This window comes from Paenibacillus methanolicus (assembly GCF_008124765.1).
In the GTDB taxonomy this organism is placed as follows: domain Bacteria; phylum Bacillota; class Bacilli; order Paenibacillales; family Paenibacillaceae; genus Paenibacillus_Z; species Paenibacillus_Z methanolicus.
In genome coordinates, this window is record NZ_VNHS01000001.1 from 483,030 (window position 1) to 498,504 (window position 15,475).

At 58.5% G+C, this 15,475-nt stretch carries 15 protein-coding genes; 9 read left to right on the forward strand and 6 right to left on the reverse strand.

Going from position 1 to position 15,475, the window contains the following annotated elements; genetic code table 11:
• Position 1: 1 nt before the first annotated feature.
• The 5 genes from BCM02_RS01770 to BCM02_RS01790 all read left to right on the forward strand — a co-directional run bounded on the left by BCM02_RS01770 (position 2) and on the right by BCM02_RS01790 (position 3,829).
• Positions 2-1,219: a Ger(x)C family spore germination protein gene (locus tag BCM02_RS01770; RefSeq protein ID WP_148927332.1), complete on the forward strand. Its 1,218-nt coding sequence runs from the start codon at positions 2-4 to the stop codon at positions 1,217-1,219.
• A complete protein-coding gene (locus BCM02_RS01775) occupies positions 1,216-2,334 on the forward strand; it encodes a GerAB/ArcD/ProY family transporter (protein WP_148927333.1) in 1,119 nt (372 codons plus the stop codon). The genes BCM02_RS01770 and BCM02_RS01775 overlap by 4 nt, the downstream gene beginning before the upstream one ends.
• A 301-nt stretch (positions 2,335-2,635) precedes the next feature.
• On the forward strand, positions 2,636-3,148 hold the full coding sequence (locus BCM02_RS01780) for a C40 family peptidase (RefSeq protein WP_246183145.1): 513 nt from the start codon (positions 2,636-2,638) through the stop codon (positions 3,146-3,148).
• A gap of 108 nt (positions 3,149-3,256) precedes the next feature.
• Positions 3,257-3,442: a hypothetical protein gene (locus BCM02_RS01785; protein ID WP_148927335.1), complete on the forward strand. Its 186-nt coding sequence runs from the start codon at positions 3,257-3,259 to the stop codon at positions 3,440-3,442.
• A 24-nt stretch (positions 3,443-3,466) separates the two neighbouring features.
• Positions 3,467-3,829, forward strand: coding sequence for a penicillin-binding transpeptidase domain-containing protein (locus BCM02_RS01790; protein WP_342791291.1), 363 nt, complete (start codon positions 3,467-3,469; stop codon positions 3,827-3,829).
• 390 nt (positions 3,830-4,219) lie between these two features.
• On the opposite strand, the gene BCM02_RS01795 is transcribed toward BCM02_RS01790, so the two are convergent.
• From BCM02_RS01795 to BCM02_RS01815, 5 genes are read right to left on the reverse strand one after another with little or no spacing between them, the layout of a single operon-like run.
• Positions 4,220-4,597 carry an ASCH domain-containing protein gene (locus tag BCM02_RS01795; protein WP_148927336.1) on the reverse strand — a complete coding sequence of 126 codons (378 nt, stop codon included), beginning with the start codon at positions 4,595-4,597 and terminating at the stop codon, positions 4,220-4,222.
• Positions 4,566-5,684: a GerAB/ArcD/ProY family transporter gene (locus BCM02_RS01800; protein WP_148927337.1), complete on the reverse strand. Its 1,119-nt coding sequence runs from the start codon at positions 5,682-5,684 to the stop codon at positions 4,566-4,568. The genes BCM02_RS01795 and BCM02_RS01800 overlap by 32 nt, the downstream gene beginning before the upstream one ends.
• A gap of 18 nt (positions 5,685-5,702) precedes the next feature.
• Entirely contained in the window at positions 5,703-5,912 is a 210-nt protein-coding gene (locus tag BCM02_RS01805; protein WP_148927338.1) for a hypothetical protein, read from the reverse strand.
• Positions 5,909-7,138, reverse strand: a complete 1,230-nt coding sequence (locus tag BCM02_RS01810; RefSeq protein WP_148927339.1) for a Ger(x)C family spore germination protein — start codon at positions 7,136-7,138, stop codon at positions 5,909-5,911. The genes BCM02_RS01805 and BCM02_RS01810 overlap by 4 nt, the downstream gene beginning before the upstream one ends.
• Positions 7,135-8,718, reverse strand: a complete 1,584-nt coding sequence (locus BCM02_RS01815) for a spore germination protein (protein WP_187433958.1) — start codon at positions 8,716-8,718, stop codon at positions 7,135-7,137. Before BCM02_RS01815 ends, BCM02_RS01810 begins: the two co-directional genes overlap by 4 nt.
• A 500-nt stretch (positions 8,719-9,218) precedes the next feature.
• Between BCM02_RS01815 and BCM02_RS01820 the strand changes: the two genes are divergently transcribed.
• Positions 9,219-9,884: a pectate lyase gene (locus tag BCM02_RS01820; protein WP_148927341.1), complete on the forward strand. Its 666-nt coding sequence runs from the start codon at positions 9,219-9,221 to the stop codon at positions 9,882-9,884.
• A 122-nt stretch (positions 9,885-10,006) separates the two neighbouring features.
• Here BCM02_RS01820 and BCM02_RS01825 read toward each other — a convergent pair whose 3' ends face one another.
• On the reverse strand, positions 10,007-10,648 hold the full coding sequence (locus BCM02_RS01825) for a cysteine hydrolase family protein (RefSeq protein ID WP_187433959.1): 642 nt from the start codon (positions 10,646-10,648) through the stop codon (positions 10,007-10,009).
• A 249-nt stretch (positions 10,649-10,897) separates the two neighbouring features.
• On the opposite strand from BCM02_RS01825, the gene BCM02_RS01830 reads away from it, so the two are divergent.
• Genes BCM02_RS01830 through BCM02_RS01840 form a run of 3 tightly spaced genes read left to right on the forward strand, consistent with a single transcriptional unit; the run spans position 10,898 to position 15,311 of the window.
• Positions 10,898-12,520 carry a response regulator gene (locus tag BCM02_RS01830; protein ID WP_148927342.1) on the forward strand — a complete coding sequence of 541 codons (1,623 nt, stop codon included), beginning with the start codon at positions 10,898-10,900 and terminating at the stop codon, positions 12,518-12,520.
• Positions 12,517-14,307 (forward strand): cache domain-containing sensor histidine kinase, encoded by a 1,791-nt coding sequence (locus BCM02_RS01835; protein WP_246183146.1) that lies wholly within the window; start codon positions 12,517-12,519, stop codon positions 14,305-14,307. The genes BCM02_RS01830 and BCM02_RS01835 overlap by 4 nt, the downstream gene beginning before the upstream one ends.
• Complete coding sequence (locus BCM02_RS01840; RefSeq protein ID WP_148927343.1) at positions 14,304-15,311, forward strand: substrate-binding domain-containing protein; 1,008 nt, start codon at positions 14,304-14,306, stop codon at positions 15,309-15,311. The genes BCM02_RS01835 and BCM02_RS01840 overlap by 4 nt, the downstream gene beginning before the upstream one ends.
• The last annotated feature ends 164 nt before the right edge of the window (positions 15,312-15,475 follow it).

The window sequence follows — 15,475 nt, forward strand, 5'->3', positions numbered from 1 at the left end:
CATGAAGCGATCGAGTCGGGGATGGAAGCTTATCTTAACGCTTCTCGCGGGCGTGCTGCTTGGCGGTTGCTGGGATCGCAATGAATTGAACGAGCTTGGCATCATCTCTGCGACCGGAATCGATTGGGCCGACGGGAAGTGGATTGCGTCCAGCCAGATCGTCCTTCCGCTCAGCACGATGGGCGAAGGGACCGGCAAGCAATTGAGCGTCGCGCCGGTCGACGTCTTCTCGACGGAAGGAGAAGGTATTCGCAACGCCTTCCGCAAGGCATCGCTGGAGACGACCAGGAAGCTATATTTCTCCCATAATCAAGTCGTGATTATCGGAGAGTCGGCGGCTAAGCATGGCTTCGATCCGCTGCTTGACGTGTATTTGCGCAATATGGACGCTAGGGAAGACGTCATTATGTTCTTGACGTCGGGCAAGGCGAGCGACATCCTTCGGCAGATCTCGCCGACTGAATGGAATCCGGGCAACGGTCTGCGCAAATTGATCGAAGCGGAGGATGAACAGACGTCCCGCATGCGCGCCATGAATATATTCCAAGTCATCTCGGAGCTGCTCGGTCCGACGCAATCGACAGCCATTCCTGAGATCCGCCTCTCAGGCAATCCCGAGACGCTGTCCTCGGTGGAAGCGTTGAAGAGATCGAAGCTGGACGCAAGATTGAAGCTCGGCCGCGTCGGCATCGTGAAACGCAACAAACTCGTGGGGTGGGTCAAACTCGAGGAATCGTCTGGCATGATGTGGCTCGGCAATCACGTCCGCAACGGGTTCGTCCCTTATAATTGCATGGGGGATAACGCGGTTCGAAGTTCCAGCTTTCGCGTCATTCAAGCCAAGACGAAGGCGACGCCGTATCTAGACGGGGGCCGGCTGCGCATGAAAGTCGAGGTAAGGGCGGAAGGCGCCATCGAGGATTTCGCCTGCCCGGACGACCTGTCCAAGCTCGATGTCGTGGAGCGGCAGGAAAAGTACGTCGAAGAGGGGATTACGCTGCTGATGGAGAAGGGCTGGAAGGCGCTGAAGAAGCTGCAGACGGATTCGGTCGGGTTCGGCACTCGCGTATACGAACGTTATCCGAAGCTATGGGCGAAGGTCAAGAATGACTGGGACGAACAATTCGCGAAGTTGGATCCCGAATTTCACGTGGCCGTGCATATCGAAGGGACGGGGAGCAGCAATCCTACCATCTCTTCCTACCAGCGGAAGCCATGAGCGGGCGCGACGACTTTATCGCGGCGGAGCCCATCGGGAAAATTCAATTGATGACGGCGATCATCCTGTTCGAGATCGGGAGCACGCCGATGTTCCTGCTCGCGCGCGACGCGGGACAGAACGCTTGGATAAGCATGGCCGTCGGCGCGGCAGCCGGGACGATCGTGCTGCTCGTATTGTTGAGTCTGCAGCGCGTGTCCGGCGAACAGGATTGGACCGAAATGCTGCTAAGCCGGCTTGGCAAATGGGGCGGAGGAGCGATGGCCGTCCTGTACGCGCTCATCTTCGCCTATGAATCCATGCGCAACGTGCGGGATTTCGGCGCCATGGCGAACGGGACGATCTTGCCGCAGACGCCGATGTGGGTCGTTATGTTGATCATTTCGGCCATCGCGTGTTATGCGGTCGCCAAAGGGATGAACGTCGTATTTCGGACGATCGAGCTGTTTTTCCCCTTCGTAGCGCTAAGCTATTGCACGGTTGCCTTGTTCTTCTTCATCTCGGATTTGCCCCATGCGTACCGATTACGGCCCGTCCTGGACCAAGGACTGGGACAAGTGCTGAAGCACGCGCTGCCGGAGCTGATCTCCTTTCCCTACGGTCAAGTCGTCGTGTTTCTGCTCTTCTGGAAGTACGCGAAGGAGCCGCGGCGCGCGATTCGCGTCAGCTTGACCGCCTTTGGACTCGTCTCGTTGTTTCTGACCGCCATGAGCGCGCTCACTCTGTCGATTATCGGCGCCGATTTCGCCAAACTCGTCGCGTATCCGTTTCTCGAAGCCGTCCAGCTTATCCATATCGCGGATTTTCTGGAGCGTCTCGACATATTCGTCACGTTGGTCATATTCCTTGGCTTGTTCGTGAAGCTATCGGTATTCTATTTGGCCTCGAACGTCATAATGAGCCGACTTACCGGTTGGTCCGGACGTACGTGCGCGATAATTCTTGGCCCGCTCATCTTCGGGGCTTCTTTCTTGGAGCCGAGCCAGACCTTCCATATTTGGCTCGGATTGAAGGTACAGGTGAAGTACGCATGGATTTACCAAGTCGTGGTCCCATTCCTGATTCTCGTCTTAACCTTGTTCGCGAAACGTAAATCCGCCCACCGCTCATCATGACGTCGATCGCGGCGTTCGCCTACTATCCCGGACGAATTTGCAAGTTGTTGGCAGGTATGTTTTCGCCCGGATTGCCGCACAGTACGATATGGGGCATTGCGGATTGTCCGCCCGTGCCAACCAGATCGGAAGGAGACCGTGTATGCGAACGTATCGTTGGCTGTCAGTGATCGGAGCGCTTGGTTTAACTATGCTGTCTAGCGCGTGCGGAAGTTCCGGAGAGGATCGGCATTCGGACCACAAGCAGACGCGGCAATTGCAAACGGAACAAACGCCAACTCGACACCTGCAGACGAAATCCTTGCAAACGAAACAACTGCAAACGCCGAACCAGTCCACTTACCAAATGAAAGCCGTCAATAATCCGGCCGCGGCGCAGCGCTCGGCCGCGATTCAGCGCGTGATTAACACGGGCATGAAGTACAGAGGGACTCCGTACGAGTTCGGCTCGAATCGTTCCACGACGAGAACGTTCGATTGCTCCGATTTCGTCAAGCATGCTTATGCCGAAGGCGCCGGAATCAAACTCCCCGCCGATTCGCGGCAACAAGGCATGTACGTCCGGAACAAGGGCACGGCCAATACGAATTGGCGCGCGCTCAGAGCCGGTGACGTCATGTTCTTCAGCAGTCCGGGCGTGAAGATTACCGGAACCAACCGTTATCGCGTCCGCATTACGCATGACGGCATCTATCTCGGCGACGGCAGAATTCTGCATACTTACTCCCGGGAATCCGGCGGCGTTCGAATCGACTCGATCGCGGGCAGCCAGTGGGAAAGACGCTTCCTGTTCGGGGGATCCGTCATTCGATAAAATCGACAACAGAACGCGAGACGAATACGATCAAGCCGCGCGCCCGCGGCTTTTTTTGTTGGTCAATCAACTTACCGTTCTCCAACCGCGCGAGGAGCGGGGCATAACTTGGTGCTGACGATGAATGCCAAGGTACAGCGAGAAACGGAGCAGGCGATCATGAGACAGCTGGAGAAGCTGCGGAATACGCCGGTAAGCCGGCATGGAGCGCCTTACGATTGGACGGGCTATGAGGTGGCCATGGAAGGCTTGCCCAGTACGCGGCGACGCTGGCCAGCCGAGGGGCGCGGATGAAGCCCCAGGTCGCGGATCGAACCTGTGGACGGCGACGGGAAGGTCGTGCAAGGGTATAAGCCCGAAGCGATGAACCAGGTCGAGTTCCCGGACGCTTACTGGGAAGAAGTGTTCCAAGGCATGTCGCAGGTCAAGGTGCAAGGGTTCGAGGATGCGGCCTATACCTTCTACCGGAAGACCGGCACTTCCCAGCAGGATGCGGGGGACCGCAAGAAGGTGGAGAACGCGGTATTCATCGCCTTCGCGCCGCAGGAGAATCCGAAACTGGCCGTCGCCGTCGTCGTGACGGACGGCGGCTATGGCGGCTATGGCGCGGCTCCGATCGCCCGCCGTATTTTCGATGCGTACGATAAGGAGAGCGGCTTGAAGGACGAAGCACGGCCATAAATCTATATATTAGCTGTATGGGCTGACCTTGCGGTCAGCCTTATTTCGATATTGTGAAGATATGCGAAATAGTAAAGCGTGTCCGCAATAGCGGACGAAAGCGAAGGTCAGCTCGGAGCCGCATCAAGCGCACTTACCCTCTAGGATGCCAGAGTCCAGAGTGTGCTAGGGACTATAGTTGACAGGCTTAAGTCTTAGGACGGACTTCAAAACCTACTGAAGCTTTGTCCGTCAGGACAAAAGCATGCCCCGCTGAAGCCCAATCGCCGACCGCGAACAAGTGCACCAGCACGAAAAAGGGAGTCCAGAGGGCGAAGCCCTTTGGTTCCCTTCAGCGGAGGGGGAAGGGGGAGGGAGCAACGAAGCTCTTTTAATCCCGCGCGTTACGCATCAAAGCGCGGGAAGCTCGTCATCAAGACGCCGAAATTCGTGTACCCACATCTTCATGTTCGGCAGCCAAGGCATGCCGGGATGCATGGAACGGATATGCGCTTCATATTGCGCCAGACTGTCGAATCCTTCCGAGACCGCGTCCGGTTCGGTTAACTCGCCGATGGATTGCCTGTAGACCCGATCCACGACGAAGCGCGCGCCGCCAAGCTCCATCGTCTCGCCGGGATCCGCATAACGTCCGTTGCGGCGGGTAGCCGTCTTGCGTCCGCTCAGTACCAGCGCGATATCGTCCGGCCGGGTAACGAGACGCTCGATGGCGCACGTTTTCGGTCCGAGTTCGCGTTCATTCGCGTTGGCTGGATTCGTTGGCGACAAGGGGGATTCCTCCTTTCTTCATCATATGGGAGGCCAGCGCGAGCAGGATCGGTACGGCATAACCGAATACCAAATTGAGCGGCACATAGACCCGAAAGAGAAAATCGCTCATCTCCTCGAAATTGTCGGCGAACCAGAACGCGCAGCCGCCAAGCAACCAGCCATAGGGCAAGATAAGCGGACGATAGTCGCGGAGCTTCAACAGCTGGCCCGTGCCGAGGCACAGGCCATAAAAGAATACGGTGATCCGGAACATCAGACCGACGGTCCAGAATAATATCGCGATCGCATCGAAACGGTTGAGCACGTCGCTTGCCTCGATATAGCGAACTTCGGCGAAGGTCGGGAACGTCAGCCTGGCCGCTTCGTCCGCGCCGAACATCGCGATCGGTCCGGTGACGGGACCGATGAAGAACAACAGCGTTAGTCCGCTCGCCGCGAAGGTGTAGCGCATCAGCTTGGCAGGGTGCCGGGCATAGGGGAGAATCATGCCCATCAGCACGAATTCGCCGAACCAGCCCATGATCGACAAGGCGCCTGCCGCGACGGGGCCGGGACCCCGGCCGAGAATCGGGAGGAGATTGCCGTAATCCTTCTGACCCACGGTGAGCAGCACGACGAGCATCGCGACCGCGACCAGCACCGGCAGCATGATCTGATTCATCCGCCCGAACGTCTCGAGACCTTGATGGACGAGATACGCGCACAGCAGCAGGATGATCGCGACGAACGCGACGAACGGCGTCTCCGGCATAATCATGCTATAGGTTTCGGCGAACAGACGCACGGCGAGTATCGTCATCAGGCCAAAGTAGAGCAAAAACAGCATCGCGAGCAGCTTCCCCGCCAGCCGGAAGCGGCTGGCGGCCAGCTCGACCAGCGATACGCCGGGATGGCGCTGCGCCAATTTGGTCACGGCGAACACGCTTGACAGACCAAGCGCCGTGCCGATTGTGGCGGATATCCAGCCATCTTGCCGGCTTCGCACGATGACCAGCGTCAGCAGAATGAGATGCCCCATGATGGTTAACGTCATAATGCTGAGCATGGCTGCCTGGATGTTGCTGATACGACCTCGCTCGATCATGTTCAACCGCCTCCCCGATCAGGGTATCATCGTCACCAGCATCTTCGAGATTGAGGGAAGATGGAATTGATAAATCTTGCCGACGCCGGCCAGCAGCGCGGCGGCGGTAATCCCCGCATGCAGCCAGGCGAGTCTCGCGGGTCCTTCCCGCCAGGCGCGAACGGCTTGCGGGACAATCGAGCCGAGCAGCAGTAGGACGAACATCGCGCTGAGCGCGAACGGACTCATGAAGGCGCCCCCCGTTCATATACCGGCTCATGCATTAGGCCGGACCTGCGAATATCGGCATCCACGGATAATTCGACGACGAGCTCGCGCAGTCCGCCGGAGTGCCACGATGGCGCCAGCTTGGCCCATAGCTTCGGATTCGCGCGATAGATGGCCTGTCCGAATCCGAATACATCGGCTTGCAGCTCATCCTTGGCGAGGCGCAGCGCCGACTCGATCTCTTCTGTGACGTCCTGCTTCAGCTGGTCGTTCAGCCGACGGATACCATCGGAGGAGAGGTCGATCCCCGGGCAGGTCACCTCGCCGATCCCGCCTTCCACGTGGACCTTCGCCTCAATGCGAACATCGCCGGAATCTTGGAATATCGGTCGAACGGAGGCCGTTTCCCGGGTATATTCGTAACTGATCTTGCCTTCGCCGCTGCCGGAAGGGCAGGGCGTATAGGCGATTCCGCCGTGGACTTTGCCCCTCAGCCATAAAACGCCGCGCGTCTGCTCCCGATCCAGCCAGCCGACGAGCTGGTTCTCCCGGAAGACCGCGGCGCCGCGGATATAGACCATGCTGGCTCGTTTCTGATTGACGGTCAACGCGAGCTTCTGGCCTTTGGTCACGCTGATCTCGCCCGTGATGTGATCCGTCGTCGCCTGCAGCAGGGAGCGATTGAAATCGTTCAGATCCGTGATCATCGTGTTGGCGGCAAGCCGGGAGTTGCGGATCTGGCCGTGGATCTCCGCGCCCAGGCTGCCTTCCAGCTGCGACGACGTCTTGAGAATGTCGGCGGCCGATGACCGGGTCACGAGCATGACGATGTTCTTGCGGAACTGATGCTGGCGATTGAAGAAATCGAGCGATGGCGCGAGCTTGGACCGGGCAATCGATTCGCTCATCACGATAATGTCCAGGTGGGACCAATACAGCCGCTTGGACATCATGAACGATAGTTTGCGCATCGCATCGAACAGATTGGCGCCTTCGGCTTCCGCGACGACGGTCGTGGAGCTCTGTTGGGCGCTGACGGCTTGCTGGTTGCCGCCCAACGGCCGGATAATCAGCGCGGAAAGCCGGAAATTGCCATTCTCGGCCGCGTCGATCCCGATCATCGTAATGATGGCCAGGTCGCTAATCTCCGTGCTGCTCCAACAACCGGACGTCAAGAGAAGGATAGCCAATCCGCAAGGTAGACTCGCAAGCCTGCGCATTCGCCGCGCCCAGGCATTCGCGATCATGAGGATCCTCCTCCGCCAGGCTGCGGCTGTCTGGTGTCGCTTGGTCCGGCGGACGCCGGTTGCTCCGAATCAGACTTCAGCTTGCTGGTCTGCTTCGCCCACCATGGCGACTGCCAGAATACGTCCGCCCAACCGGTCCGACGTGCGGGGGATAACGGGGTCAAGTAGGGCACGCCGACCGAACGCAGGCTGCATAGATGAGCGAGCACGAACATCAGCCCTACGATTATGCCCATGAAGCCGAACATGCCGCCAAGCAGCAGCATCGGGAAGCTAATGATTCGGACGACTTGCATAAAGGCGTAATTCGGCAGGACGAACGTCGTAAGGGCGGTAACCGCGACGACGATAACCATAAGCGCGCCGACCAGTCCCGCTTGAACGGCCGCTTGGCCGATGACCAAGGTGCCGACGATCGTGACGGCGTTCCCGATCGCCTTGGGCATGCGTAGTCCGGCTTCCCGGACCAGCTCGAAGATCAACTGCATGAACAACGCTTCGATCAAGATCGGATATGGCAGATCTTCGCGGAACCCGGATATCCGGATAAGCAGCGGCGTTTGCAGCAAATCCTGGTGAATCGTCGTGATCGCGACGTAGAAGGCCGGCAGGAAGCACGAAATCAACAGTCCGAGCGTCCGCACCCAGCGGATGAACGTCGAAGGAAGCGAACCGTCGTAATAGTCTTCGTTGGAGTGCAGGAACTCCACGAACAATGCCGGGGCCAGCAAGACGAACGGCGTTCCTTCGGTCACGATCGCGACTTTGCCCTCCAGCAGCCCGGCGCAGATGCGGTCCGGACGCTCGCTCGTGTACAGCTGGGGAAAAGGCGACCACTTGGCATCCTGCAGACACTGCTCGATGTAATTGCTCTCCAGTACGCTTTCTAGCTCGATCTTGCGCAATCGGTCATGAATCTCGTGCACGATCGCGTCGTCGGCGATGCCTTGCACGTACAACACCGCGACGCCAGTCCGCGTCATGCTCCCCAGCACTTGAAACCGCGCCTTCAAGTCAGGGCTCCGGATCCGGCGACGGATGAGCATAACGTTCGTGTTAAGCTGCTCGACGAACCCTTCGCGCGGACCGCGCACGACCTGTTCGGTCACCGGTTCATCAACGCCGCGCCCGTCGGAACTGACGGTCTGGAAGCGCAGCGCATGCGGAGCGCCATCCAGCAGCAGGACCGTCATGCCGTAAAGAATCGCGTCGATGACCTGATTCAAGTCGTCTTCTTCCGTCGCTTGACTGAGCGGGAAAGCGGCTTGGAGCCGATCGAACGGCTGCGCGGTCGCTGACTCGTCCGTTCTCTCCGGATCAGGCGAATGCCGCAATTCGGACAGTCTTTCCTCGATGCCGTTAAGCAGCGAGTCATTCACGATGACGTTCATATAAAGCAAATAGCCCGGCGCCTTGCCGATGGTAACCGGACGAATGGTCAGATCGTCGCAGTCGGAGAAGGTCTCCTTGACGTAATCAAGCGTCTCCTCGATCCGATCGAACAATGGCACGCGTTCCTTATTGTTCCGATCGTGCTCTTGCGAGGGGAGAGCGGACTTCCGCTTCGTCCAAGTCGCCATTCCCAATTCCTCCATTAATTCCATCCTGTTAACGGTTAGAATGGCGTCTTGGCAAGAAAATTATGTATGTATCAGCCTGTACCGGTCGTGGGACTCGAAGCACGTAAAGGAGCGATACGGAAGAACTAGAGCCGATTGGATCGTCCAAGCCAGCGACGCGAAGCGGGAAGCAGGCAATAAAATGGGAATTAGTCAGGCAATACGACCCGCCGGCCGGCGCTGAGCGAGGACGCTTTGCGATCAATTTCGCGCATTTAATTAGTTAATATATTAATTAACAACTATCATAATATATCGAACAAATTTAGGTGGTAGATATTAATCAGGTATCTCAAGTATTAACAATTGGGAGATTATTACTATTCCGCCCGCGAAAAGAGAGTGATATATTGAAGGCGGATACAAGATATCGTGCGCACGATGGATCCGCATGAGCAGGATGCTAGAATGGCCGCTACCATTCCTGTTCCTTAATCCCTCAAATAGGCGGTGTTAATAATATGAAGAAGTTATTCGGTTGGGTGTTAACGATGGGGTTGATCGTCTCATGTCTGCCGGCGCTGCCGGCGAATGCCGCGACGACGGTCAATTCGACCATTATCGTGCCGGCGGGCACGACGTACGACGGCAAAGGCCAAACCTTCGTGGCAAACCCGAGCACGCTCGGGGACGGCAGTCAAGCGGAAGGCCAGAAGCCGGTATTCCGCCTGGAGGCGGGGGCGACGCTGAAGAACGTCATTCTCGCCGCGCCGGCAGCCGACGGGGTGCATTGCTACGGCAACTGCAATATCGTCAACGTGACTTGGTCCGACGTCGGCGAAGACGCTTTGACGCTGAAAGCATCCGGCACGGTGAATATTACCGGCGGCGCGGCGTACAAAGCGTACGACAAGGTATTCCAACTGAACGCGGCGGGAACGATCAATATCAAAAACTTCAAAGCGAACGATATCGGCAAGCTGGTGCGCCAACTCGGCGGCTCGACGTACAAGACCGTCATGACGGTCGACAACTGCGATATTTCGAACGTCAAAGATTCCATTCTGCGGACCGACAGCACCGTCAGCACGGGCAAGATCACGAATACTCGTTATTCCAAAGTGCCGACGCTGTTTAAGGGCTTCGCGTCGGGCAAGACGAGCCAATCCGGAAATACGGCTTATTAATTGGTTCGCAAGCTGAATAGCATCGCTTGAACAACGCGAAGGCCGGCTGTCTCGGGGACGGCCGGCCTTCGCTATTCGGCCGAAGTCCGCCGTCGCCGCGGTCTTCGGCCATTCGCGTTCCTTTAAGTGGTGACAAGCTGCGGAGCCGGTGCGCCTTGCCGCTGCCAGAAGTCGACGATCTGCTTCGTATCGGCCACCATGCCGAAGTAGGCGTCGACCGTTTTCAGCGTCATGTCGTGTTCGGGCTGCGTAAAGGCGGCACAGGCGTCTTTCACGAGCACGATGCGGTAATCCAGCATGAAGCCGTCCCGGGCGGTGGATTCCACGCACAGATTCGTGCTGACGCCGGTCATGATCAGCGTCTCGATCTTCATCGTCTGCAGCACCGACGCCAGTCTCGTATGAATAAATCCGCTGTATCGATGCTTCTTGACGACGGTCTCGCTGGGCAGCGGCGCCACCTCGTAGAATTCCGCCCCCCAGCTGCCCGTATGGCAGATCGGATTGATCCCATCGGCGAAGCGGGATACCCACACGTCCGAATCGGTCGCCTTCTCATGGTTCGTCTGCAGAAAAATGACGGGTACGCCGTGTTCCCGCGCCGATGCCAGCAGGCCGTGCAACGCAGGCATCATCGTTTTGACGGCGCTCACGTCGCTGCCGATTTTCGCGATCGCGCCATCCGGGTGACAGTAGTCGTTTTGCACGTCCACGACGATAACCGCCGATTTCTTATTCGCCAAGTTCGCGATTAATTTCTCCAAGCACGCTCACCTTCTTTTCGTTAAGTACTTGTCTATCGGTACAGCTTATTTTCCCATTCGGCCGCGATTATTATGACGAACCGTTCCGCTCCTGGCGAGAAGGATAATGTTGGCATACTCGCGAATAGTACACACGGATCAAGGCGCGATAAGCGCGCCATGACGTACTGGCGGACGAAGCGCGAAGAGGAGGATATGAGATGAGAATGCATCCTTTGCGCAAGGCGGGGACGAACCGGGTGATCCGGCATGTATAAGCTTGTTATCGTCGATGACGAAGCGCTCGTGCGCGAGGCGATCCGCGAGCAGATGGATTGGGCTTCGCTCGGCTTCGATTGCGTCGGAGATTATGAAGACGGGGAAGAAGCGCTCGAGCACATCGCGGATAACGCGCCTGACGTCGTGCTGACCGATATTTGCATGCCGTTCATGGACGGACTTGCGCTAACGCGCGAGCTGGCGTCGCGCCATCCGGAGACGAAGGTGCTTATATTAACGGGTTTTGACGAGTTCGATTATGCGCGGCAGGCGGTTGAGCTGCAAGCGTTCGATTTTATTTTGAAACCGGTTACATGCGCGGAGCTCGCCCGCGCGCTGCTTCGGCTGAAGGACGAGCTGGACAAGGATCGGGCGCGCAAGGACGAATACGAGCGGCTGCGCAAGGAGATGAACGAGAGCTTGCCCGTGTTGCGCGAGCGGTTCCTCGAACGATTGCTTACCTCGCGTCTACCGGAGAGGGAGGTCGCGGAGCGGTGCGCGTATTTCGATCTGTCCTGGAACGGGGAATGGCTGGCGGCGGCGATGTTCGATCTGGAACCGCCGGGCGAGGAAGAATGCTTTTCCGTTCTCGACGAGGAGCTGCTCCGCTTCGCGCTCTTCAATATCGCGCAGGAGTTGTTCGCGCTTCGCCGCGGAACGGCCGTCTTCCGAGACCGGAACAATCAGGTGCTCGTGCTGCTGTCGGGCGCGGAGCCCGATGCGCTGCAAGAGGAGGCGGCCGCCGCGGCGGAGGAGCTGCGGATAGCCGCGGATCGTTACTTGCCGGCGCGGATCTCGGCCGGAGTGGGCCGCAGCATCCAAGGTCTGGCATCGGCGCATCTCGTCTATGATTCCGCGTTGTCGGCGCTGGACTATCGATTCGTTCTGGGGCGGGGGACGATTATTCGCTTAATGGACATGGAGCAGCGTTCGCGGCCGGCCCTCGCCTCCGCGCTGGCGTGGGAGAAGGAACTCATCAGTAAGATGAAGACTGCGACCGCCGAAGAGACGGACGACGTCGTGACGCGTCTGTTCGCCGCATTCCGGGCGCAGGCATTCACGGCGGAAGCGTGCCGCATCTATGCGCAGCGCATCGCGCTCGCGATGGCGCAGACCGTCTACGAGATGGACGGCGCGACGGACGATTCGCTCGGCGATGCGGATACGCCGCTATTCGCGCCTTCCAAATTCGGCACGCTCGTCGAGATGGAGCAATGGATGAAGCGATTGTGCCGGCAGGCCGCCCGATTGATCCGCGGGGCGCGCGAGAATTTCGGCGCCGGCCAAGTGGCGAAGGCGAAGGCGTTCGTCGATGCCCGATATGCCGATCCGGAGCTGTCGCTGGGCACCGTATGCCAGCATGTGGCGATGAGCACGAGCTATTTCAGCACCTTGTTCAAAAGCCATGCCGGTCACACGTTCGTGGAATATTTGACTCGCGTTCGCATGGAGCAGGCCAAGGCGCTCCTGAAGCTAACGGGCAAGAAGAGTTCGGAAATCGCGTATGAGGTCGGGTACGCGGACCCGCATTATTTTAGCGGCGCCTTCAAGAAACATACCGGGATGACGCCGACCGAGTACCGGCAAAAGATCGCCGAGGAGATTGGCTCATGAGAGCGCTGATGCACCCCACTCGGCCGCGCAGCATTCATGCCAACCTGTCGCTTGCGTTCGCGCTGCTAATTCTCGTCACGGTGCTGATCATGAGCATTATTTCGTACTATTTGTCCAAAGACGCGGTGCAGGAAACGACGCAAGCTTACACGACCGAATTCATGAAGCAAGTGAACGCGAATATGAAGACGTACGTAAGCGGGATGGAACATATCGCCGGTCTTGTGGCGGGAAGCCGGCAGGTGCATGACTATTTGTCGGCGGATCGGTATCCGAGCCTGGTTGAGGAGAAGCAAGCGAGGGAAGGCGTGTACGAGTATTTGCACGCCATGGTGGCCACGCGCAACGACATCGTATCCGTGAGCTTGTTCGGCGAAGATGGCCGGTTCGTATCCGGCAGCCGGGAGCTCGAAGTGAACCCTTATGTCGAGCTGCGGGATATGAATTGGTACCGGCAGGCGAAGGCGGCCAAAGGCGAGAACGTTATCTCGTCTTCGCATGTCCAGCCGATCTTCTTGGACCGTCACGTCTGGGTCGTCTCCATGAGCCGGGCGCTGTACGGCAAGGAGACCGGCGAACCGCTCGGCGTCTTCCTCGTCGATCTGAACTTCAGCGTTATGAACGATATGTTCGCGGACATTCAACTGGGCAACCGGGGTTATCTGTTCGTCGTCGACAACAGCGGCAAGCTCGTCTATCACCCCCAGCAGCAGCTCGTATACAGCGGATTGAAGACGGAGCAGATCGACAAGGTGCTGGAGCTTGGCAGAGGCAGCTTCACGATCGGGGAAGGGAGCGCGCGCCGGATGTACACCGTGCAGGATTCGGGCTTCGGCTGGAAGCTCGTCGGCGTCAGCTACGTCAGCGAGCTGGTCGGCAACAAGGAGCGAATGGGGATGTCCTTCTTCGCCCTTGGCGCGGTATGCATTCTCATCTCTATTGTGCTGTCCGTAATCTTGTCCAATCGTCTGATCCGGCCGATCACCCAGCTGCAGCGTTACATGAAGGAGGTCGAGAAGGGAAACTTCGACATCCAGGTCCCGGTTCCGTTCTCGATCGAGATCGGCCGTCTCGCCCGCGCGTTCAATCTGATGGTGGAACGGATCAAGGAGTTGATGGTGCGCGTCGTGCGCGAGGAAGAGTTGAAGCGGACGAGCGAGCTGAACGCGCTGCAAATGCAGATCAATCCCCATTTCTTGTACAATACGCTCGATTCGATCGTCTGGATGGCGGAGAGCGGCAAGGATAAGGAGGTGGTGCTCATGACATCGTCGCTGGCCAAGCTGTTCCGGGCTTCCATTGGCAAAGGCGAGGCGTTGGTGACCGTCCAGGCGGAACTCGATCACATCGCCCACTATCTCACCATTCAGAAAATGCGCTACAAACGAAAGCTGGACTATGTTATCGAGGCGGACGATTCGATTCTGGATTGCCTGACGATCCGCGTCGTGCTGCAGCCGCTCGTCGAGAACGCGATTTACCATGGGATCAAGAACAAACGGGGCCCCGGCATGATCCGGATCACGGCGGCGGAGACCGGCGGGGACCTTACGCTCCGCGTGGAAGACGACGGAATCGGCGTCGACGGCGCTCGGATGCGCGCGCTGCTCGAAGGAAGAGAAGATTCGGGACCGAAGGGCGGCGTCGGCGTGCGCAATGTTCATGACCGCTTGCGACTGCAATTCGGCAGCCGTTACGGTCTATCGTTCGAGGGCGGACCAGGCGAAGGGACCATCGTGACGGTCCGTCTTCCGAAGCGGGCGCTTGGAGGTGAGGAGCTATCATGAACCGGACTTGGAAACGCGCGGCGGGGATGCTGCTGGCGGCTGCCGCGCTCGCGGCCGCGGCGATCTGGAGCGGCTGGCTCCCCTCTCCGGCAGGAGGAGGACGCGAGGCGCAGCCGCGCATGATCTTCGTCATCAAATCGGTAGACCCCACGATCGAATTCTGGCAGGTGCTCCAGGACGGGATCCGCGAGGCGGCGACTGAATTCGGCGTCCGCGTCGAGATCGTCGGTCCGGATAACGAGACCGACGTGGAGGGGCAAATCCGCATCTTAGAACAAGCCGCTTCGGCTCGGCCGGACGCGATCGTGCTCGCGGCGACCGAGCTGAACCGGCTCGTCCCGGCGGCGCGACAGGCCGTGGAAGCCGGCGTGGAATTGCTTACCGTCGATTCCGGCATCGAGCCCGACTTGGCGAGCACGATGATCGCCACGGATAACGTCGCCGCGGGGAAAGCCGCCGGCTCGGAGCTGCTCTCCATGCTGGATCGCCCGTCCCAAGTGGCGATCATCAGCTTCGTCCGCAATTCCGCTTCTCAGCTCGATCGCGAGGAGGGCGTCAAGTCGGTCTTGGCGGCGCACCCGGACATCGAGCTGCTCGGCACGTATTATAGCGAGGGTTACGAGCAGCGCGCTTACGAGACGACGCTTGCGCTGCTGCGGGCGCATCCGAACCTGCGCGGCATCGTCGGTTTGAACGAGCCGTCCTCCGTCGGGGCGGGGAGAGCGATTGAGGAGGCCGGGCTAGTCAACCAAGTGAAGCTGATCGGATTCGATAGCTCCGACGCGGAGGTGAGACAGCTCGAGCGGGGCGTCATGCACGCGACGGTTATCCAGAAGCCCTTCCAGATGGGCTACTTAAGCGTGAAGACGGCGCTTGAGACGCTCCGGGGCAAACGCGTCCCGCAGCGAATCGATACCGGCTCCGTCGTCGTCACCAAACGCAACATGTATGAGGAAGAGAATCAGAAGCTGTTGTTTCCGTTCGTCAGGCGGCAGCTGCCGTAACGTCGGCAAGGTATGGAACACACTTCGCAAGCGCAATGAGGCTCGTCGGCTAACCGGCGGGCTTTTTTTGCGCTTTACGCAGTACTGCGTAAATTTTTCGACTGTTTCAGGAAAAAATCACATGTAAGCCCTTTCAATCGAAAGGTACAGTATAGCTATGGACG